At 61.6% G+C, this 21,232-nt stretch carries 18 protein-coding genes; 9 read left to right on the top strand and 9 right to left on the bottom strand.

The annotated features are described in order from the left end of the window. Nucleotides 1-642 precede the first annotated feature (642 nt). The 9 genes from OHA61_RS30660 (at nt 643) to OHA61_RS30700 (ending at nt 10,016) form a co-directional block, all read left to right on the top strand. Nucleotides 643-1,164, top strand: coding sequence for a hypothetical protein (locus tag OHA61_RS30660; RefSeq protein ID WP_406305756.1), 522 nt, complete (start codon nt 643-645; stop codon nt 1,162-1,164). Nucleotides 1,165-1,522: 358 nt separating this feature from the next. Then, entirely contained in the window at nt 1,523-1,933 is a 411-nt protein-coding gene (locus OHA61_RS30665) for a hypothetical protein (protein WP_406305758.1), read from the top strand. Between the two features lie 859 nt (nt 1,934-2,792). Then, nucleotides 2,793-3,557, top strand: coding sequence for a hypothetical protein (locus OHA61_RS30670; RefSeq protein ID WP_406305759.1), 765 nt, complete (start codon nt 2,793-2,795; stop codon nt 3,555-3,557). Nucleotides 3,558-5,142: 1,585 nt separating this feature from the next. Then, nucleotides 5,143-5,709 (top strand): hypothetical protein, encoded by a 567-nt coding sequence (locus OHA61_RS30675; protein WP_406305760.1) that lies wholly within the window; start codon nt 5,143-5,145, stop codon nt 5,707-5,709. A 10-nt stretch (nt 5,710-5,719) separates the two neighbouring features. After that, complete coding sequence (locus OHA61_RS30680; RefSeq protein ID WP_406305761.1) at nt 5,720-6,031, top strand: hypothetical protein; 312 nt, start codon at nt 5,720-5,722, stop codon at nt 6,029-6,031. Nucleotides 6,032-6,134: 103 nt separating this feature from the next. Then, a complete protein-coding gene (locus OHA61_RS30685; RefSeq protein ID WP_406305762.1) occupies nt 6,135-7,598 on the top strand; it encodes a DUF3987 domain-containing protein in 1,464 nt (487 codons plus the stop codon). Nucleotides 7,599-7,619: 21 nt separating this feature from the next. Next, entirely contained in the window at nt 7,620-8,315 is a 696-nt protein-coding gene (locus OHA61_RS30690) for a hypothetical protein (RefSeq protein ID WP_406305763.1), read from the top strand. A gap of 296 nt (nt 8,316-8,611) precedes the next feature. Then, nucleotides 8,612-8,953, top strand: coding sequence for an Lsr2 family protein (locus tag OHA61_RS30695; protein ID WP_406305764.1), 342 nt, complete (start codon nt 8,612-8,614; stop codon nt 8,951-8,953). Nucleotides 8,954-9,443: 490 nt separating this feature from the next. Continuing rightward, nucleotides 9,444-10,016 (top strand): hypothetical protein, encoded by a 573-nt coding sequence (locus OHA61_RS30700; protein WP_406305765.1) that lies wholly within the window; start codon nt 9,444-9,446, stop codon nt 10,014-10,016. Between the two features lie 98 nt (nt 10,017-10,114). Here OHA61_RS30700 and OHA61_RS30705 read toward each other — a convergent pair whose 3' ends face one another. From OHA61_RS30705 to OHA61_RS30745, 9 genes are all read right to left on the bottom strand, one after another. After that, nucleotides 10,115-10,243, bottom strand: a complete 129-nt coding sequence (locus tag OHA61_RS30705; protein ID WP_406305766.1) for a hypothetical protein — start codon at nt 10,241-10,243, stop codon at nt 10,115-10,117. A gap of 134 nt (nt 10,244-10,377) precedes the next feature. Further along, on the bottom strand, nt 10,378-10,584 hold the full coding sequence (locus OHA61_RS30710; protein WP_406305767.1) for a hypothetical protein: 207 nt from the start codon (nt 10,582-10,584) through the stop codon (nt 10,378-10,380). An 8-nt stretch (nt 10,585-10,592) separates the two neighbouring features. After that, on the bottom strand, nt 10,593-11,438 hold the full coding sequence (locus OHA61_RS30715; protein WP_406305768.1) for a peptidoglycan-binding protein: 846 nt from the start codon (nt 11,436-11,438) through the stop codon (nt 10,593-10,595). Beyond that, nucleotides 11,438-11,722 (bottom strand): hypothetical protein, encoded by a 285-nt coding sequence (locus OHA61_RS30720; protein ID WP_406305769.1) that lies wholly within the window; start codon nt 11,720-11,722, stop codon nt 11,438-11,440. Before OHA61_RS30720 ends, OHA61_RS30715 begins: the two co-directional genes overlap by 1 nt. Before the next feature lie 68 nt (nt 11,723-11,790). After that, nucleotides 11,791-13,218 (bottom strand): glycosyl hydrolase family 28-related protein, encoded by a 1,428-nt coding sequence (locus tag OHA61_RS30725; RefSeq protein ID WP_406305770.1) that lies wholly within the window; start codon nt 13,216-13,218, stop codon nt 11,791-11,793. 155 nt (nt 13,219-13,373) lie between these two features. Then, nucleotides 13,374-14,447, bottom strand: coding sequence for a hypothetical protein (locus OHA61_RS30730; protein WP_406305771.1), 1,074 nt, complete (start codon nt 14,445-14,447; stop codon nt 13,374-13,376). A 4-nt stretch (nt 14,448-14,451) separates the two neighbouring features. Continuing rightward, nucleotides 14,452-15,669, bottom strand: a complete 1,218-nt coding sequence (locus OHA61_RS30735; protein ID WP_406305772.1) for a siphovirus ReqiPepy6 Gp37-like family protein — start codon at nt 15,667-15,669, stop codon at nt 14,452-14,454. A 26-nt stretch (nt 15,670-15,695) separates the two neighbouring features. Beyond that, the gene (locus OHA61_RS30740; protein WP_406305773.1) at nt 15,696-16,694 is read right to left on the bottom strand and encodes a phage tail domain-containing protein; all 999 of its coding nucleotides are present in this window, start codon (nt 16,692-16,694) and stop codon (nt 15,696-15,698) included. A 9-nt stretch (nt 16,695-16,703) separates the two neighbouring features. Beyond that, nucleotides 16,704-21,230: a transglycosylase SLT domain-containing protein gene (locus OHA61_RS30745; RefSeq protein WP_406305774.1), complete on the bottom strand. Its 4,527-nt coding sequence runs from the start codon at nt 21,228-21,230 to the stop codon at nt 16,704-16,706. Nucleotides 21,231-21,232: the final 2 nt, after the last annotated feature.

A 21,232-nucleotide genomic window follows, 5' to 3' on the forward strand; every position in this document is an offset into this window, starting at 1 on the left:
CGGCGCACGGATGAACGGGCACAGTGACTGATACTCACTGGCCCGTCAGAGTGCGCTTTAAGCGTCTGAGAGCGAGTGAGCCTAGGGGAGTGTCGGTTATGCAGTCTCGACACTTGCAAGGGCCCGTAACGGGCCGTACTGCGATCCCTAAGGGGAATCAATGCCAGTAGCCATAGAGGCGCCACCCAGAGTGCGCGAAAGGGGCGCCGTTCCCGAAAAGTTCTCATTCCATCGGGAGTACGTGAACCATGACCGCTTCCTTATCCGGGTAACGGATGAGCGGGGCACGGATTCTTTCGAGGTCCGGGCATGGGGAAACATGATCGATGCGGTAAAGACCTTCACGCACTGCCTTTCGGTGCATCGGGTCTCCGTGCGGCAGGTATCTGACGTTTACCGCACGGGCTATGCCCTGGTGAACGGTCAGAACGTCCGTGTAATTCCGATTCCGTGAGGCGGTGAAAACGTATGTGGAAGCCGTTCGTGGCGCTCTTTCTGGTGGCGCTGACAGTGTTAGCGCTGGTCATAACCCTGGCCTAGCCCTTTCGTAGGGGAGTCGGGTGCACGGCGGATTAGGGGTACTTCTCCGTGCACCCTCTCACCCATTACGAGAGACGTAATGGAGCAAGGGGAGGAACCTAAATGAAGGTTATTCCGGGCATGTACGCGGACGGATCGGGCGTGTCGTATCAGCTCATCCTGTCCGGACACAGGCAGTACAACGTCAAGTGGATGTACGAGGCGGATCACGTAATCGTTGACATCTGCGACAAGCACGAGAACCCGAATGCGAAGTTCACTGAGCACAAGCGCGTGAGCATTCCGGGGGACTACAAGGGTAAGCCGTGGCGTGAGATTGCCGTAGGCATGCACGAGCATCTGAAGGTTGTTTGCAGCGGCCTCACTCGCGATTGGGAAGGGTTCGCGGGCATGGACGAATTCCGGGAGGAATGGGCCATGCATACCTTCTGGGAGCGTCAGAAGGTGAGTTACAAGAGCGTCCGGGGCGGAATCGTGCTGGGTGTTGTCAAGGGCACTGAGCGGCGCGGGACGGGCCGTGTGGTCCTGGTCCGAGTCACCTCCCGTACCAATTCTCTGTATCGGTGCGGTGAGGTTATGGAGATCTCCCCCACTAGCCCGTGGCTCAAGTCTCGGGAGGTCTGACCATGCCTGAGTACACGCGCTTTTTTTGGTATGAGCCCGCCGATTTGGTGGCGTGTGAGGACCACATGACAGACGCGCTTGTCGGTTGGTTTCCCGAGACTGCCGACAAGGTTGGGTGTGCCCTCTGGGGCGTGTACGAGATAGACGAACTAATTCCCGCACTGCTGGAGAGCGGGGAAGTGTTGGACACGCAATTGAAGCGTCTGGGGGTCCGTATGGGCCCGGTAGGGCACAACTGCATGTCTTTGCACTGACGTAGTGGGCAGTCACGAAGGCACGGTGGATTAGGGGTACTCTCCCGTGCCTTCCTCTGTCTACTGCGCCGCTAGGGCGCGGTAGTTGAGTGATGGGAACATGCATGACTGCGTGGATTGAAGCGGGCCGCAAGGCTCAGCGCTACTTGGGTACGTCGGTCCTCCCGCAGTACCTCAAGCGGGGGGACATCATCACGGGCTTTCACCTGGAGCCCGTAGAGGTCGTGGAGGGTCCGGCTGAGCCGCACCCGACGCATGAGGGCTGGTGGACCGTGCAGAAGTCCACGCCCTACGGCGTGGGTTGGTACGTCATGACCGAGGGGGCAACTGCCAGCGTGGGGCGTATTCCGCTGGCCAACAGTGACCGTGGCCCACAGTCGGCCCTACTCGGGAACTGGACAACTCCTTGTGGCTGCGTGGTCAACAAGGGTGAGCACTGCGAGGAGTGCGGCCCTTACAACGGCGCTAGCCCGTTGTGCATGAACACATGGAAGTACACGCAGCGTTCGCGCTGAATCGGACAGGCGCACTTCGTTTACAGAGGTAGTGCGTGCGCCGGCAACGCGTAACCGCACCAGCATGTCAGTTGGGCACGGAGGTCTAGGGGTACGTCTCCGTGCCTTTCGCATGTCCGCTCACAGGAGCGGAGGACGGGAGACAAGCAATGCAGACGTACGTCAAGCGCCATGCCTGGGGACAGGCCGAGACTCGGCCGATCGGTGAGCCGATCACGCACAAGGGGGAGTCTCCGGAATCCCTTGTGGGTCGTCGGGTGAACGTCCGGCCGTACTACCACGCACCTACAGGCCGCGGTTCTCTTGCCCCCACGCGTTCGCCATTCGTGTTTGAGGCTTACGTGACCGAGGCGCAATCGGAAATGGTCAAGGTTCGGTATGCGTGGGCGACGGACACCGCTCCGTGGTCGCGTGAGGCCGTTTTCTACCCGCACGAATTGCACAACGTGCACGAGTGCGAGTGTGCGGGATGCAAGGGCGAAGGAATCCAGGAACTGAGGGGCGCGTGAGCCACAGCTAGCGACCCAATATCGGGGGCAGAGAAGTGCAGCCGCTTACGCAGGGCCATTGCCACTCCGTCCCCGGTATCGGGCCTCTAGAGACACACTCAGAGGCTTAGGGGAAGGTTCACGAATGGCAGGACGAGCGATGCTCACACTCGAAACGATCCGGGCAGCACACAGGGGGCTGTATGAACTCCAGTCCCTTTCCATCGCGTTCCTTGACGGGGACGTGATTCTCACGGGACGAGTGGTTGGCATCGGCAGACGGATTTCTGCACGCACGGACATGCGGTTGCACGAGGACATTCACGCAAACCGCGTGCTGTCCATGGAAGTTGTCTAGGAAGGGGGAACCCATGCCCGAATGGCAGCAGGGTGGTTACGACGGCGTTTTCTACCTGGGTAAGGAGGGGACGGAGGAGTACGGCGGTTACGTCGTCAAGGTGGACAGTGCGCCGAACCCTGAGCAGTGGTTCGCGTACGAGTACGACACCGAGAAGCGCACAACGGTATGGGTCGGTTGGGCGCCAACTCGTGAGGACGCGCAGACGGCTGTTAAGGCTGAGTTCCTGTGCGAGATATACCGCAACAAGGAAGGCGGGCATTGCCCGTATCCGGGGGTGATCGTCCGCACCATCCTTTACAAGGGTGAGCGACTGCGCACGGTCCTTTGTGGGGAACACGCGCACGTCTTGAACAACTGGGAGTCGTTCCGATTGGAGGACTACCGAGCCCGGTACGGGGTCATCCCCAATGACCCGATCATCGGGGGGCGCATCACTCCTCCGCTCGACCTCCCGTCCATTCGTGAGGCTGTGATGAAGGCGGCCACGATCACGGAACGGAACATGTGGATTGCGCTTAACCGCGTGGTCGGTCCACTGGCCGAACTGCATTACTGGCGGGGGCACTTCGCGCGGTACTCGCTCGACCTGAACAAGAGGTCATGCATCGATGCGCGGGGACAGTGGAAGCGGGCACAAGAGCACGCACAGGGCATGTACGCGGTCTACATGCGGGAGGACCACGGACAGGAAGACGCCACGCTCACGAATGAGCTGCTGCGGCTCATCGAGCGTGAGGCCGTCGAATACCTCAAGAGCAAGAAGGGCGGCAAGTGATGCGCCGTTCGTCTCAGACGATCCCAATGAATCTCCGGTTCTACTTGTACGCCAGTGAGCCGGGGGCGTTCTACAACACCTATCCGAACGGCTCGGATTCGCGCCCGGTGCCTGTGGAATACACACTGGGCGCGCGGGAGGAAAACACCCGTAAGCGGGATGCCGCTTTCGCGGAATGGCAGGAGGTTGACCCGGAGGGTTACCGCCTGTGGCACCTGGCCACCGTTGCCATGCAGGGGGGCGATTCCTCCGAACTGGCCGACGGCTGGTCACTCATGATGGTCCAGCGTCACAGTGCGTTGATCGTGGACCCGTGTAAGTACTGCCGTCAATGCAGAGGACGCAACTCCGCTCGATAGCGGCGCAGTTTGGGGCACGGACGGATTAGGGGTACTCCGCCGTGCCCTTTGCTTCGTCTCTAGCGAAGGGAAAGCCCATGGTGCAAATGACATGCGGTGCGTGTGATGGCTTGGTCCTAGTCACCGTGAAGCAGTGGAGGCAGGAGAACACCGTTCCCTGTCCGGCCTGCCCGGACGGGGGCGTTGACCTCGTTCACGCACGCCGCCACGCAGACGACATCTAATCGAGCGAAAGGAATACGCAATGACCGAGCAGACTCCTGCAATTTCCCCCGTGCTCAAGCAGGGGGACAACAAGCGGAATAGGGACGCAGCTGGAAAGGCCGTGGCGGTCGGCCACTACAACGGATGGACGCTCGTAGGTCCGTACAACGGAAGTGACACCCGGTCGCACTGGCGGTGTGAGCTGGGGGGCTCAAAGTGTGTGGTCATCGAGAAGTTTTACAGCCACATTCGGGGACGCAAGGACAAGGACGGCAACTGGAGGCCGAGCCCGCGTCACAAGGACTGCCTTCCGACGGCGGAGCGTGGGGCCGCTCTGACGGCTTGGCGTAAGCGCAACGCCCTTACCAAGGAATGGCTGGAGCGCCACACCGCCTCCTCCTAGTAGTCGGTGAGCTTGGGGCATGGCGGGTAGGGGTACGCCTCCATGCCCTTTGCTCATCGCCTAGCGGAAAGGACGGTAATGACTCACTCGCACATTGCGGTTGGCCTGGATTCCATCGGTGCCGTACGCGTGGACATCCTTTGGACGCCTGGAAAGGAGGGCGTAGAGCTGCGGGTTAAGGACCCGTTGACGCTTGATGAGTACGGCACTTGGGAGGCGCCGAGACTGGCAATCATGCCGTACACCCCGGAAGCCGGAACGCTGCACTCTGCGGCTCGGTGCATGCTCGGGGCGCTCCAAGCGCCCCCGTTCTGGGTGGAGTTCGCTTACCGATTGGCATGCCGGAACGGGCTCAAGTGGGTCCCGGAAAAGTTGGCGTAAGCCGGAAAGGGAGAGAGATGAGAAAGCCTGAGTTCATGGTTGGTGATCGGGTCTCGCACTTCCGCGAGCCCGGCAACGTGGGCAAGGTCATCAGTGTTGAGAAGCGGGGACTTTGGCCTTTCCGACGCTGGGTCTACTGGGTCCGGTGGCGGCATGGTGTCGGGCCTGTGCCGCTGTCTTACGGGCTCTGGCCCGTGTACGTGACCGACGCTCAGCAGCTCGGGCACGGTGAGGCCGCGTGAGTGGCGTCAAGGCTTGGGCCCTGGACGTACAGGAGGCCAAGGAGCGCGCGAGGGCTGCCGCCGGCACCGCGGATTTGTGTGCGCGCATGGACGCCTTCCGGGACCTCTGCGGCGAGCTGGGCGAGACGGCCAACGCGTATGCCTGCCCGCTTCTGGCCGCTCGCGCTCTGGTGGGCGAGGCCGCCCGCGCATTCGTGGCCGAACAGAGAAAGGGAAAGCGAGTGAGCACGGAAACGCTGTTTCTCGACACGTCGGAACTCAGAGCGGGGGACGTCGTGTGTACGCATGGAATACGGGCCCTGCTGGAAGGTGAACCGAACACGTTCACGTCGGGAAACTCCGGGACCATTCGCGCGGTCTACGCGTGGCAGGCACGCGTAATCAACTTGGACGACGTGAAGCGGGATGGACTCGTTCCCCTCGGGTGGCTGTACCCGGACGTATGGGGCAAGGGCGAAAGGGGCGGGTGGGGAAAGGACTGGAACGCCGTCCCCACATGGACCATTCAAGGAAATGACCTCGCTCGGTGGAGTGTCGAGCGTGAGTCGGAAGGGGCTGAGTGACGTGATTCAGATGGACGCCGGAATGCAGGAAGAGGCCGCCCGCTATCACGCGGTGCTGAGCGAACACGAAACCATCCTCCGGACCGCGCTTCAGGTCTATGTGGAACGGATGGAAGAGGCCGCCAAGGAAGCTCAGGCGGCTTACGAGGCCGGGCAGGCGGATCCGGAAGTGAAGGCCCAGCAGGACGAGTCATTCGTGACGAACTTCGGATACAAGCACTCGGCGCAGATGTTCCGCGAGAGTGCCATGTCCGCGCGCAAGGCGTCGGACGACATTCTCAACGCCGTACTCGGTCCCGACGAGGACGACGAGCAGGGCTGAGCCTCTTTGGTGAGGGCTGGGACAGGGGTACGTCCAGCCCAATCCATGGACGCTCACACGCTCAGTGTGGACGTGCCAACACAACAGAACAGGGAAGGATGGGATGGACGAGAAAGCGAGATATGAGCCGATGGCATACGGGCCCATCGGCGCGGCCGTGAAGGCCGCTATGCCCCACACTGAGGCCGACCCCATCGGCGTGCACGCGGCTGTACTTGCGCTGTACTCCGCTGCCGTCAACGGGAAGCTCACACAGCCGGACGGGCGCCCGGTAGTGGTCTGGACGGCCCTTGCCGGACGCTCGATGGTCGGTCGTAAGGGTTTCGCCCTGGCAACGGCTGAGACCATTCTCAACGACGCTATCGGAGAATGGCTTGCCCTCCGCCGGCAGGGCGGTATTTCCTCGGGCCCGTCGCTCGTGCAGACCCTTTACGAGACGGAACAGGACTCCCTTACCTCTGAGGGTGGGTTGGACGGCCGGACGCTCGTCATTGACGAGGAATGGCCGACCACGCTTCAACTCACGAAGCGTTGCCCGAAGTACAGCGGCGTACTCCGTACGTCCTGGGACGGAAAGCGTGTCTCCAACGTCACCAAGAAGGACGGTAAGCGCGTAGAGATCACCGTGAACGAGCCTTCGCTTGGCTTCCATGTTCACATTCAGCCCGCGCTCTGGGCTAAGTTCATCAGCGCGACTGAGGCACAGGGAGGCTCGTACAACCGGATTCTCCCGGTCATGGTCGAGCGCTCCAAGCGTCTCCGTCGACGGGACTTCAAGGGCAGCCCGCTCGATGAGATCAGGGTCAGTGGCTCGCTTCGCTTGGCCTATGAGTGGGTGCAGAAGGAGCCCCGACAGATGGAGTTGAGCGACGTGGCAGCGGACCGGTTTGACGACATCAGCGCAGAGTACGAGGACGCTCTTGAAGAGCTGCCCGAGGACGTATCTTGCTACATCGAGCGTTCCGGGGAACAGGTCATGCGCGTTGCCTGTGTCCTCACCGCGTCCGAGCGAAAGACCGCGATCACGGTCAAGGCGCTGGACGCTGCAAAGGCGTTCGTGGACTACTCCATAGCCTCGGTGAAACAGCTCATCTCACAGAGCAACGTCACCAAGTCCCGGACGATCCAGCCCCTTGACGCCAAGATCCGACAGAAGCTCGAAATGTACGGCGGGGAGATGACGAGCACGCAGCTCTACCGAGCGCTCTCCTCTCGGTATTCGGCTGCTCAGATCCTCAACACGGTTGAGGACATGGCAGACGTTCAGGTTGTTGAGCAGCGGCAAAACCGTCCGGGTGCGAACCCGGTGATCTTCCGGTTAGTGCCAGTCCTGCCGGAACCGGTGGCCGAACCTGAGCCTGAGCCCGTGAAGGTCCCGGTCAAACGTCGTCCGCCTGCCCGCAAGGCGCAAGCGAGGAAGGCCGCACCGAGTGTGGCCAAGAAGGCCGCGGCTCCTGCGAAGAAGGCCACCGCGGCTTCCCCGCCGGCACGTCCCAAGGCTGCCAAGAGGACCGCAGCCAAGAGGGCAGCACCCGCGAAGAAGACCCCTCAGCCTGTCTCGGGCTGAGTCGAGAAGGAGGAAGAAGACATGACCACAGACCTCAAGGACACCCTTGCAGGGCTGAAAGTGGGCGACTACGTGACCGCTATCGGCGTGGACACGCGCGGCCACTCCGTGACGCGTACGGGAACCCTGCTGAGTCCGCCGAAGGAGGTCACCGCTACGCGGAACGGCAAGAGGGCGAAGGGAGTTCGGGTGTGTGTCGGGGCCGCTGGCGTGGACCCCTCACGGTCCACCTGGACCACCCTGTTCCCGGACTCGGGCACGGTCGACCTGGCCAGGGAGCCGAAGGCAGACGAATGGTCGAACACCGAGCTGCGGATGGTCCCCGGCATCCGGGCGGCCAACCTAAATGCACGGATCTACTTCGGGGGAAAGGGCGGGAAGCGTTCAACCGAGCCCCGTGAGCCCGTCGTCCTGGCTGAGGTGACCTACACCGGTGAGGGCAAGTACGAGATCTGCGACGCTGACTCTGGAGACGTGCTGCATACCTGCACCCTTCAGTCTCAGATCTGGTGGTTGCCTGCCCCCGTGGGTAAGGAGCCGCAGGCGGTCGGGACTGAGGACCAGGAGCACAACGGGCACCAGGAGCAGGGGCAGGACGTGACCGAGTACGGGCAGCCCGTCTATCACGTCGAGACCCGGAAAATCGTCGGATACCTCAGGCCGGATAGGTTCACGCCCATTGAGGACGTGCGGGCTCAAGACGAGCCCGAGTCATGAGCGCCACTGGGACAAGGGGACGAAGGACTGTGTCACCCGCCTACATGCCCAACGCTCGCCGCGTAACTTCCCGTGCGGTACAGGGCCGTTACGTTCCCCTCACTCGGAAGTGGTCAGAAGGGAAGTGGAGGGAGTGAAACGAGCTTGAGAGGGAGAGATGAGTATGACAACCTCCCGTAACGGATGAGCGCTCCAAGGCGCTGAAGAGATAGAGGGCTCGGTTTCCGTGTAGGGGTACGACGGAAAACAGCCCAACCCGTCAGACCGAAACAGACTCAAAGTGGAAGGCACAGAAGATGGCTCAGAAGGTTCAGGTCCTCCTTGTTGACGACATCGACCAAAGCGAGGCCCACGAGACCTTGACGTTCGGGCTGGACGGCAAGACGTATGAGATCGACCTCAACGACACCCACGCGGCCGAACTGCGTGAGGTTCTGGCGAAGTTCGTGACGGCTGGTCGTCGGCCGGGTGGTCGAGCTGCTGGCGGAGCGAAGGGCCGGGGGGCTGGGAAGGCTGCCCAGGACGGCCCGACTGCTGACGAGATGCGCAAGTGGGCAGCGGCCAATGGGCACGAGGTCAGCACTCGTGGCCGTGTTCCGCAGTCCGTCCGCGAGGCGTATGCAGCCGCTCACGCTTAAGCGCCCCAAGTCCTCATGAGGCTCAGTCTCGACTTGCAGTAGAACGAAAAAGGCCCCCTCCCGTTTCGGGAGGGGGCCTTTTTCGTGTTTCTCTCTACCCTAGGGCCCTCCACCGCGCCGACGGCTGAGGGTTGAGCTACGGCGAACCGTCCGGACTCTTTGGCGGCACAGCTGCGCGGGGCCGTCATGACTGGCCGATGAATGGTGGAGCCCCGCAGAGTGGCCAAGCCGTCCTATGGGCAGCTTGGCCAGTACGGGACTACCGGATGCGATCACCAGCAGTGCGAGGTACCCATTGGGTGTGGGGACCCCCAGAGCCGATCCGAAGGAGGAACGGCGGATGGGAAGCAGTAAGAGCCGACGGGCGGGAATTGCCGCAGCGACCAGAGCAGCTCAGAAACGGGTCCAGAAATGGTCACACGAGAGGCCGTGGCGTCGTCGCATTCCGTGGAAGACCATCGGCACAGCAGTCGGCCTTATCGCGGTAGTCTTGACTCTGCTGTTCACCGGTGTCACGACCTACTACCAGGCGCGCGTCTCAGCTAACCAGCTAGGCCAGGCTGAGGAGAATGCTGCGCGGGCAACGCGCGAGCAGGCATCTCGCGTCACTTTCTGGACTGACGAATCAGGGGATGGATCGGAGCGCCTTCATCTCAAGAACCGCTCATTGGAGCCCGTCTCTGATGTTTTCATGGCCTTCTATGTCGAAAGTGTGCTGGCCGTCGAAAGTCTTTTTTTCGTCGATTTCAGCATAAGTTTGCCAGCGCTGCCCCCCTGCACCGAGGTGGTGATCAGCAAGGAGCAGCTCCGATCTGTCGGACCTAACGGGCGCGGCCCGGTCCCAAGCGATTCAAGTTTGATCGGCCTCGGCGTGAAGTTCTACGACAGGGACGGCAAAGGGTGGCTCCGCACTTCGGGCAAGCTGGAGCATGCCCCTGCTGATGGGAGCATCGACTGGGCGGATCCTCCGAGCTATGAGTCGAACGAGTATGTGTTGACCAAGTACGCGAGCGGGCAGGTCAAGCGGCCCCTAACGGTGAAGAATGCCTCTCCGTGCGGCTGAGGCCACTCCCGGGTGGAGTGCCAGCGGTTTGTGAGATGAACTTGTGCCGTCCGGACCTGCTCTGACGGGCTACCGCCGACTCGAGTTAGTGTGTCGGGCTACTCACCCGACTCGCCGCGAAGCTCAGCGGCAAAGGGGGAGTCCTCATAAAGGGCTCGCAGGGTCTTGATGTCCTCGTACCGCTGGGCCACTTCGCCGGCACCGAGGAGGCCGACCGTGGACGCCACCAGGGCTTCCCACGGGAGGCTAGGCCAAATCACCTTGAGTAGCGGAACGAGAGCCGCCGATACCGCGAGGAGCCTGACTGCATGTCTCGAAAGAATAACGTTGATACCGCATCACTCCCTGTGCATAGAGGCGGTCAGCCGCCGATGATGTGTGGAAGGAACCACAGATAGAGGGCCGTGAGGGCGACCGTGAACACGACCTTCCCGGTACGTGTGTCAGTCGAGAACCATTCCCGGATGCGCTCAGAGAGGGTGTAGCCCTCCTTGTGCCGGAGGAGGGCCCATGCCTCAACGGCCGTGAGGGACGCCAGAAGCGCCCCCCACAACACGTCAGAATTCATGCAACCTCCTAGCTGAACAGTCGCTTCCAGGTCTCAGGCCCGGGGTAGCCGTCAGCATCCGATCCGGACCAGCCCTGAGCCAGCTGGAAAGCCCTGACCGCCGCACGGTCCACGGCCGTCCAAGTCGGGCCTGCCCCAACCTGGTAGAAGCGGCCGTAGCCCTTCTTGATGAGCCGCTTGCCAAGCTGAGTGACATACGCGTTCTTCGCGCCAGTGCGGAAGTAAGCCGCACCAGGGAAAGGCGGAATCGAGGGCTTCGGCTTGCTCGGCGTGGTCGGCTTAGAGCCGACCGGAGCCGCCTTGAAGATGGCCGCGGGGGAGATTGCACCCGGGTCCCAGTGGTCATTCCCTGGAACATTGCAGTGACCGTAGTGACCGCCGACAGTCAGCCACTTGGCCCGATCGCGCTTGCTAGCGTCTCCGTACTCGGTAGCCAGAGCCATAACGAACTTGTCCGGGACGCCCCACGAACGGATAGCTGCCATGAGCTTTCGGAAGTTCGGGCCCGGCTTCCAGTAGCCAGTGAACGGCTTGCCGGCCCGAGCCAGTACCTCAATCTGAATGCACGCCTTGCCCACACGGTTAGTCCGTGTGGTGCCGTCGTTCTTGAGTGCTCGCGCGCTCTCGTTGAGGGGACCGAACTGGCCGATCCGGTCAGTCGTTGGGTCATAGAGAAAGTGAGGCTCGGCACCAATCTTGATCAGGTAATCGGCAACGCTCTTGAAAGAGGCGTCACCATCGCCGGACTCGGTGGTGTGCCAGACAACACGTGCCGGGGCATCCGGCTTGTCCATGACTCCGCCAATGGAGCCGTCTCCAAGGCGCTCAGCGCCAGTAATCCAGTTGGTTGGCATTAGTCCTCCGTAGGGGTATCCGCCAGCCGGACAACGGCAAGGCGGGCAGGGTCGAGAGAGGTGAGGATCTGAATCAGGCGGGCGTTCTCGGCTTCAATTCGAGAGAGGCGGTTCTTAATCTCGGTAAGATCGCCCGCGAGACGGTCAGCCCTTTCCTTCTGGGCTTCGGCCTCTTCGCGCCACACCTTCGCCGCGCTGGTCTTGTAAGCGGCGAGGACAACCACAGCAGCCGCCACAACTGACGCCAGGGTTCCCGCCATTGGGAAGAGCTGAGAAAGGGTCATCGGGCCTCCTGGGGGCAACACAAAGGCGGCCACGGACAACAGTCCGGAGCCGCCCTGTGTTGGTGGGGTTAGACCTGTACGCGGTCCTCGGAATAGTTGGTGCCGGCGACCGTGGTGAGGCCGGTCAGCCTGATGCGCTCGTTCGTGCCTTCCTGGAACACACCTGCCGTGGCTCCGTGGAGGTAGGCCGCGGTGACATTCACGTCTCGTGCGTCAGCGATCCTGAGACCGTACTGAGGACTCGTGTTGGCCGTACCGCCGTCGTCGGTGCCTACGTAGCAGGAGAGCCCCGTAACGACCACTGGCGCCCTGTTGAGCAGGGTCAGCCCCGCGTATTTGCCTCCGCCTGGTCCACCGTTGCGGCCGTCCCGTCGCACCATCAGAGAGTTGATAAGAAAGCCACCGTTACCGGTCGCGTCCACACGTACTCCGTCATGGCCGCATCGGTCGGTCGAGCAACCAGTCATGAGCATGGGCCCAGAGCCAGGCCAGTTGCCCCAGTTCCCCGTGATGTGGAATCCGTGAGATCCGGTCCACTCGGCTCGGCACCCCATGACGATCGTGTTGGCAGCGTTGACCAGCTTGAACCCGACTGCCCAGCAGCCAATGACCTGACAATCAATTAGGGAGAGGTCAGTGTTCCTCTCCATCACAATGCCGTTGGCGTGGCAATTGTCGACCATCACCGAGTGCAGACGCCAGGAGTACGGCCATTCATTGGCGGCATTCGAGCCAGTGATGATGCCGTTGTTCGGCATCTTCCGGATGCATACATCGCGCATCACGACGTTCTGAACGTTGCCCTTGGCGTAGATGCCGTCAAGGGTGCCGGTGGGGACCTTGGATCCGTCGAGCATCAGATTGAAGATGCGCTGTTCCCCATTGATCGCGGGGTGAGTGCCGTCAGCTTCGCCGATGACCTGGATCACGGCACCAGTGGTGAAGGACGGAAGGGCCTGGATGTAGCAAGGAAAGTCCTCGTCTGCCATGCCAGGGCCGACCATGAGGTTGGAGTGAGACCCCATGAGGGTGACCCCGCGGGGGAGGTCGAGCGGCGCCGACGTGCGGTACACGCCCTTGGGGAAGTAGACGACACCACCGATGCCGGCGGCGTTGATAGCGGCCTGAATGGCCGCAGTGTCGTTCGCGGCTCCGTCTCCCCGGGCCCCGAACTCCGGCGACTGGACGTTGAGCCAGTCGAGAAGGTCAGGTGGTGTGAGAACAGGGATTTGCGACGCTGGCACCCTTCCCGTGGGGTCAAGCGTGGCCAAGCCGCCAGCACTGCCCCGAAGGGTGTCCAGCTCCGCCATGACAGCAGCTCGTGAGCCGTGGGGGTCATCAGCAGTCACGTGGGCGGATAGTCGCTCGCCCACATCCACGGCCTCAAGCGAAACCCTGCCGCCCCCGAGGTCGAGCCACAGACGCTCCGCACCATCAGGGCCGTAGAAGGCTGGGACCATGCCGTTGCCGTCTGCCACGAGCTGACTGATTGGCACGCCCGTAGTGTCGGTCAGATCGGTTACTTGGCTGGCACCCCCAGTAGGGCCATCCCACACGGTTCCACTAGCGCCGGGTACGCGGGCGCCCGCAGAGTCCTCAGCGACATCGGCAGCCGAACCACCAAATAGATTGCGTGCCATGAGGGCCCCCCTTATTCGTTGAAGGCGTTCGCCTCATACACGCCTGAGAAATTGATCGCGGCCTTTGCTGGGAAGGTCCGGAAGTTGTCGAGCCCCTGACCGGGGTTGCTCGGGCTGGGGATGTAGACCGCGAAGGACGCACGAGTAGCAGATGGAGCTACACGGCCGAGGAGGCTTGTGAACGTGGGATAGCCACCACCCCGGGACGGGTTGGTGAGGCACCCGGTGATTGCTTGTCCCGTCTTGCCGATGGCAGGGACAGGAAGCGCCACAGCGTAAGCAACTGCGTTGTCCGAACTCATGTTGACGGCAAGGTTGTTGGTGATCAACGCTGAGAACCAAACAGTGTTTGGCGCGATCCAGCGCCAACGGCCCGAGTAGCTGATTCCAGATGCAGGCAAATTCGCGTCAAAGTAAAGACTGGGCTTGTAGGTCTGCGCCTTGCCGAGATCGCGAGCAACGACGTAGCCCTCTCGTCCTCGAAAGCCCTCCTGCTGCCGCTCGCCTCCGTCGCTGTCCAGGTCGAGTGACAGAGAGCCCATGGGCAAGAACCGGGCAGAGGAGGCAGCGTTCCAGGGGAAGCTAGCCCGCGGGGCAGGGTTGAACGGAGCCCGGAGAGAGAACGAGACTGACGCGTTGTTCGCTGCGGCATCCACCTCGTACAGCACCATTTCCCAGATGCCGCCAGTTTGGCGCCGGGGAGTGGGCGCAATAGGAGTTGCGGCGGGCGTACCCTGCACCACCGCTAGATTCACAGCCGACTTTGCCATGTCCGCTTGAATGACGATGATGTCCTTGCGGGCGAGGGCGGTTGCGTTGGAAGCAATGGTCACAGCCTTGGTGGCTGTGAGGCTGTAGTAGAAGCCGCCCACCCAAGCCTTGCCAGGGTCTATCTCCACGCTTCGGCCGTTGACAATACGAGCGTTGAAGGGCAGGGCTGTAGCGCTGTAGCTGTTGCCCGTGAGTTGGAAGTCCACGCGGTCTCCGCCCCATAGAGCGGCCATGGCTTGCCACTGCGTCTGAGACACAACGGAGGTTCCGCCATCGGGGCTGTCCGCGTTGAACGGGTAACTGATCTCTGCCACGGCGTCACATCCTTGATTCGAGTCGGCGAAGCTTCTTCTGCATTTCGTAGACGGTCCGGTACAGGTTCAGAGGCTCACCGGAACCCTGCTGGCCGATCTTCGGATTCACGTCCTGGGCATTGCCGCCGTCATCCACGCTGATAGCGACCTCTCGCACGACGTCTGAATACTCGGTGCCGTCCACGGCCACAGTCACCTTGTCGCCAACGAAGTAATCCCTTCCGAACTGGCAGTCGGTAGTGTCGATGGGGTAGATCTGGAAGTTGCCGGACATGACGCCCTCTTCGAGGGCGGTCGTTGCAGCTTCTTCAACCGCCTTCTTGGCTGCGTTGAAGTCGGCGGTGGTCATGGTGGGGTCTGCCTTCATGGGAAGGCCGGTTGTCTTGTCTACCTTCAGCGCGATGTCCCGCCGGTCTATGAACTGCTCGACCTGTATTCCCCATTCGGCCTCGGCCGCAGTGTCAACCTTTTGGTGGTAATAGCGATCCAGTTTTTCCCCAGCGCAACCAACAATGGCTCGTGTGACCTTGGGGGCGTTGAGGGTCCAGATGTACTCACGCAAGTTGCCGAGTTCCGGACTGAAGCGAACCCTCTTGGAGAGGTCCCGCGGCTCGAAAATCTCAAGGTCGAGCTTCTGTGTATCGGCGTTGTAGATGAACCGGTAGGCAACACCGCGGTTCTTGTACCACTCTTCGAGCTTGGCGCCGATGATGTCGAACCTCATCGAATCTGCCATAGCGATACCGAGCGTGGACGCAGTGAGGTTCAGCCCCGCAATCCGCCGGTCAGTAAGAGCACCAGGGCCAAGGGCCCGGTTCAACTCGGTATAGATCATGTTGCCCATAGAGCCGCCGTCCGGCCACTGCCGGGCGGGCAAGGCTGCCTGATACTGCTGACCGACAGGCTTGCTTGGGTCGGGAAAGGCAAGACGACGGTAGGCAAGACTGTTGTGACACTTGCCCGCGATGTAGAGCGAGCCGGGCCCCGTGTGCTGGACCTTGGTCCAGTACTTTTGGTACGTGTCCACCTGACCGGAGAGCAGGGGCTTAGAAACGCCGTCCTGCCAAATGGCAATGCCCCCTCCCTTCTCAATCAGGGCGGCCTGGGGCGTGTCGTCCTTGATCAGGAGTTGCCAGATGCCCTCCTGAGCCAGCCGTACCGTGAAGTCCAGTGAGATCCATTCATCGATCTCGCCTATCCGCTTCAGACTCTTGTCGAACACCTCAACTCGGTAGCCCAAGAGTCCTCCTATACATAACTTGCGTACCGGGGGCGGAAGCTCAGGACCACCGCGGCCATTCCTGCACCGGTTACCACAGATACTGACGCGTTGGTGTCGCCCGGTTCCACGGGCCAAAACTGAGGGGCCGTGTCGAGCTTGTCCCAGTAGTTCAGGCCCTGGTCATCCATGACGGTCTTTTTTCCGGGGCGCGTATCGATCGTCAGGACGCGACCAGGGGCGACGAGATCAGCTCCGCCGGCAGGCGGGGACGCCTTCACCATCTGACCCGTAGGGCTGGTCAGAGTGAAGCTCCTTACAGGGCCGCGCAGTTCCCATACGGGCCAAGCCTCAATGTCTCCGGGGTTTCTGATCAGAAGGGCTTCGCCAGGGCCGCCCATGACACCGCTGCTGATGTTCATGGGGAAGAAGGCCGTGGTTGTGCTGAGTAGTGGGCTACCGGTTCCAAAGTTCCATTGAGCTGTCTGACTTCGGTCCGGGTACCACCACGGATCCATAGCCGTGAAATTCAGGCCGTACTTAGCCCAGGTGAAGCCCGCTGTGTCCGTGGACTCAGCGCCTTCCATGCCGCCCTTGTAGTAGGCATTGAGCATGCGGGTTTCGTTGTCGCCCTCGGTGAACCGCAGCACGCAGTAACCGCGCTTGGGGTTGAGGGCCTGGAAGAGCTTCCGCTTCAGTCCGTTCACCGTGCTGCGGTCGATGCCGTGCAAGTAGACAGGGATCATGACCTCGCGTGCCGCAGCCCGAGAGGACCGGAATATGGAGCCGTCGAGATTCGGAGCGTCATCCGAGAAGAGGCCGAATGGCGGCATGTCGAGCCCCGTTGCTCCGGGCTGCATGATGATGGAGGGCCACGAGGGGCGGTCGAACACGGTCAGGGGGATCTCCTCCCCCTGACCGTTGTTCCCAACGATTGTCACGCTGGTGTGGCCCCATTCGACCGGTACCGGTGCCACTGGTGGATTGACCACTGGTGGAGCTGGTACCACCTTCACCGGAATTGGCATGGGGCCTCCTTACAAGGTGGTGTAAAGGGCCTCCGCTGTCTGAAGGGCCCTCATCACTGCCTGAGGCGTCGGCTCGTTGCGAGCCTCGTGAACGTGAATTTCGTACTTCTTTCCGTTGAGAAGGGCTTCCGTCTCGGCGTTGTTGAAGACGCGTTCACCGCCACCAAAGGCAACCAGCTCACGCCCCCTCTCTCCGACCATTGCGAGGCCAGGAGAAGCGGACATGGTTCCTGTCGCATAGCCGGTATTACCGGCAAGGACGGACTGCCAACGGGCCCCATAGCGGTTCTTCGCGTAGTTGAGCCCCGCGTAAATGTTGGCCAGGGGGTTGACGGAAGTGCCGTACAGGAATGGTCCTGTGCCCTTGAACATCCCGGCGTACGCCCTGTACGTGGGGCCAATGACCTGCATAAGGCCGACCGAGGGGTGTCCAGCCTGCCAATTGGAGTCCCAGCGGTTAACGATGTTCGGGTCTCCGCCGGACTCCATGTTGATTCGATGCAGGACCGTACTCAGTGAGGACCCAGGAAGGCCGAGCATTTGCAGTGCCTGAGCGGCCACGAGACGCCACTTATCTGCACCGTTCCCCTGGGGGAGAGATGCCGTCGTGGCGTCGAAGTCCGGGACGTCGGCACTGACCTTGGCCCCCTTCTTGAAGTCAAAGAGGCCCTTAGTGTTTGGCATGGACTCCTTGGCGTTATCCACGAAGCCGTTGAAGACTCGTCCGGCATAGCCCATCGGGCTATCCTTGATCTCCTTTACGGTATCGACCATCCCGATCAGGTTGTTGTAGGAACCCGAGACGATGTCACCGATATCCCCGAACACATTGCTGAACGCGTCGATTGGGTTTGTGACCGTTTCCCAGATGGCCCCCAGGGAGTCACCGAGCCCGGAATGCAGGTTGTCCCAAACCTTGCTCAGGGTTTCCATGCTGAACAGGTGGCCGAGATAGGTCTTACCTCGGTCGACAATGTTTCCATTGCCCTTCCATACGTCATTCCAGAAGTAGTCAGCTTGGACCGGAGCCAAGGCGCCGCCGAGAATACCGGCAGCCTGACCGACAAGGGTTGGGACCTTCTTGAGGACAGTGAAGACATCCTCAGTCATCCAGTCGTACATACCCCGGAACTTGGCCGCACCCACAGAACCGCCGATGCCGGCGGAGTGGTCGCCAGTGCGGAGAATGCCACCCTGAACACTTCCGCCGAGTCGGTCAGAAGTGCCGTCGAGCTTCATGGTCTTGAGCATGGCCGTGCCCACCGGATAAATGTTCTGAAGGTCAATCAGTTCCTTGGCAGCGTCAAGGTCGAACTTCCCTCCGCCACCACTAGTACCGCGAGCATGACGTGAGATCCTGCCTCGAACCGCAAGGGAGTTCCAAGCGTTGATCTTCTCCTCGCCAATGGCGTTGGCAACCTCGGGACGAAGAACCGCCTCACCTGGAGTGAGCAGAGTCGGAATCTTGTCTGCCCATGGCTGGTAGCCCGGCATGACCCCTGCGTATGACACGTCCGATGGACGCATCACGCCGCCCCGGGCCCTCTTCTTTTTCTTCGAGCCGCCGGAACCGCCTCCACCAGGAGACTTCTTGCCGATCCGGTCGAGAGCCCCGTCAAGGCCGTCACCCTCGTCACGGGCCTTCTTCAGGGCCTTTTCGAGAGCCTTTACGGCATCCGTGATCTTCTTGAGAGACCTGCCGTTGAGGAGCCCGACACGGCCCGCAAGCGAGCCCGCACCGGTGCCCTGACCGATCTTGTCGTAAGCCTTGTCCGCAGCACCCGTGAGCTTGTTGAACTCCTGGATGATGTCCGTCAGTCGACGCCGGTTGAGGTTCGCGGTACGGCCCGATGTGGACGACGACATGGCGCCGTCACCGATCTGGTTCGCCGCTTCCTTCGCAGCGTCCCTCAGTCCATTGACGGAGCCAGTGACACCCTTGACGTCCTTGCCGTTGAGGTTGCCAACCCGAGTGTTGTCACTCGTGATCTCCCTTCCGGCGTCTTCAGCAGCAGACTTGAGCTGACCGAACTCCGCGGTGACCGCATTGAGGTTCTGGCCGTCGAGAGTGGTGACCGCGTTCTTGACCTTGCCCAGTTCCGAGGCAACGTCCTGAGCAGACTTCCTGACGCTCTCTAGCTCCTGGTGGAGCTGGTTGAGGCTCGTGTTGTTGGCTTGCCGCGCCTGTGTCTGGAGCTGGCCCACCGAGTTCTGAGCCGCGTTCGCGGCACCCTGCACGGAGTTCTGACCGTTGCCGGCCAGCGCCGCAGTGATCTGCCGCATGGACTCCCGGTTAGCGTCGCGCAGCTCGTCACGGAGCCTCGCAGCCTCGTCCCGAGCTTCACGGATCTGGTCCTCAAGGGCCCGGATCTGCCTCTGTCCGTCGTTCCCACGGGAGTCACGTCCCATGACGCCGTCCAGGAGCCGCGTGCGAGTAGAACGGTCGTCGCCCTGGCGGTTGGCCGTCCGCTGCTGGCGGTACGCCGCTCGGCCTGCCTGGCGGGCGTCGCGGCGGGAAGAGCCAGAGGCGCGCGCCTCCTCCCGGGCGGTACGAGCTGCGGCACGCTGGCTACGGACATCCCGCCCGCCCTCGTGCGCGCGGACACCAGCTCGTGTCACGGCAGCAGCAGGAGCGAAGAGACGACCTGCCAGGCCCACGGCCTTACCAATCACCTTGGACAGGAGACCCACAGCGAGGATCAGAGGACCCCACTGAACGAGGAACTTTCCGACAGAGGCGGCGAGTTCGCCTAGCCCAGATTCTTTGATCCAGGTTGCTGCCTTGTCGACCATGTCGATGAACTTCTTGAGCGAGTCCAGGAAGAGGCCCAAGAACTTCTCTACGTCGGGGGCGTACTTCTTTGCCATCCCCTGAACTTGGTCAAGTATTCCGTCCTTACCAGCGAGCTTGTTTCCAAGGTCCGTGTACTGGTACTGACCGCCCTTGCCTTCCTCCACGAAGAGGTTTCCAAGCTCAAAGGTTGCCCGCTCCTTCATCTGCTGAAGGCGACCGGTAATGGTCTGGCTGGTCATCTTAGCCGCGTAGCCCTGAGAGCCCTCGCCCGTCTGAGAACCCTTGTACTTCTCTGGGTTCCAGTAGTTGAGCATGGCATTCATGATCTGAGTACCAGAAACACCACCGCCCTTGGCGGCTGGTGTACCGATGACCTTCCACATCTTCTGGGCATTGTCAAAGCCGAGAAGCTGAGCAAGCTCCGACGCAGGCATACCGGATGCGGCAGCGAGCTGCTTCACGTTCTTCGTGGGCGCCCGGTCCATATCCATGATCATGTCCATCGCGTACATGGCACGCTGGAATTGCTGTGGACTAAGATTTCCGGCTCGCGCCATCGAGTCACCGATAGCCATAATCAGGTCAGTGGTCTTGCCAGCAGCCTTGTTGGCTGCACCCGTTCGCGTCCCCGCATCCTTGCTGTACCAGCTCTTATCGCTACCAGCTACAGACCGGATGAGCTTCATCTGATACTCGTGCATCACGTCGATGCTGAATGGAGTATTGATGGCGTAATTCTGGATGGCGGACATCTGGGCCGCAGAGACGGACTTGGAGACTCCCGCAGAGCTGAGGCCAAGCTGACCCAGGAGACGCTTATCAGCGTTCTGGACACCGATAGCCGTCAGCGCGGCACCAGCGGTAGCCAGGGGAGCCAGGAAGCGCGTCGAGAGGATGTTTGCAGCCTCATTGATGGACTGTCCGACCTGATCGAACCAAGTGCCCATCCGCTTCAGGCTGGTGCCCGTCCGGGTGAAGTAGCTCTGAGTCGTGGTGTTGGTCGTATTGATGTTCCGGTTGATGTCCCGGATCTGGTCACGGAGCTGCACCATGCGCCGCTGCTGGTGAGCGATGCCGTCCTGAAGGATGGCCCGCTGAGCGGCAGCCTGCTCCCGGATGGCGGCAATCTGCTGACGAGCTGCTTCACGCTGAGCGGCTATCTGCTGTCTCAGGGCCTCGCGCTGGGCCTGGAGGGCAAGCCGGGCCTGGCGGTCTGACTCCTGGCGCTTCTCCCGCTCTATGCGGTCATGCTCGCGCTGACTCTGAACCTGGAGCTTCCTGCGCTCCCGCTCCAAGCGCTCAGCGGCGGTCTGCCGCTCGCGGGCGGCCCGCTCCTCCTGGCGCACAGTCTCACGGAGAGCCGTACGAGTCTGGGCAGAAGTCTCCTCCAAGAGCTTCTGCTTCTTCTCCTCGGTCTTCCGGTACTCACGGAACCGCCTCCCGGCCTCCTCGCCGAACTCCTTGGTGATCTGCCGTTCGATCTTCCGCAGAGTCTTTGCCGAGTCGACCGCTTCCTTCTCAACGGCTTCCTTGGCCTTCTTCGCCTGCTTCTGCGTTTCCTTCGGCAGGCCGGCAAGACCTTCCTTGACCGCCTTCGAGACTTCCCGTGAGGCTGTAGCACCGAGCTTCGCCATCTCGCCAGAGACCTTGCGGCGAAGCTCCTCCACGTCCTTCTGAAGGACCTTAGGAATGATCTCAATATAGCCAGTACCGACCTTGATAGGTCCGCGTCCTTCAGCCATGG

This window comes from Streptomyces sp. NBC_00885, assembly GCF_045207475.1.
GTDB lineage: Bacteria > Actinomycetota > Actinomycetes > Streptomycetales > Streptomycetaceae > Streptomyces.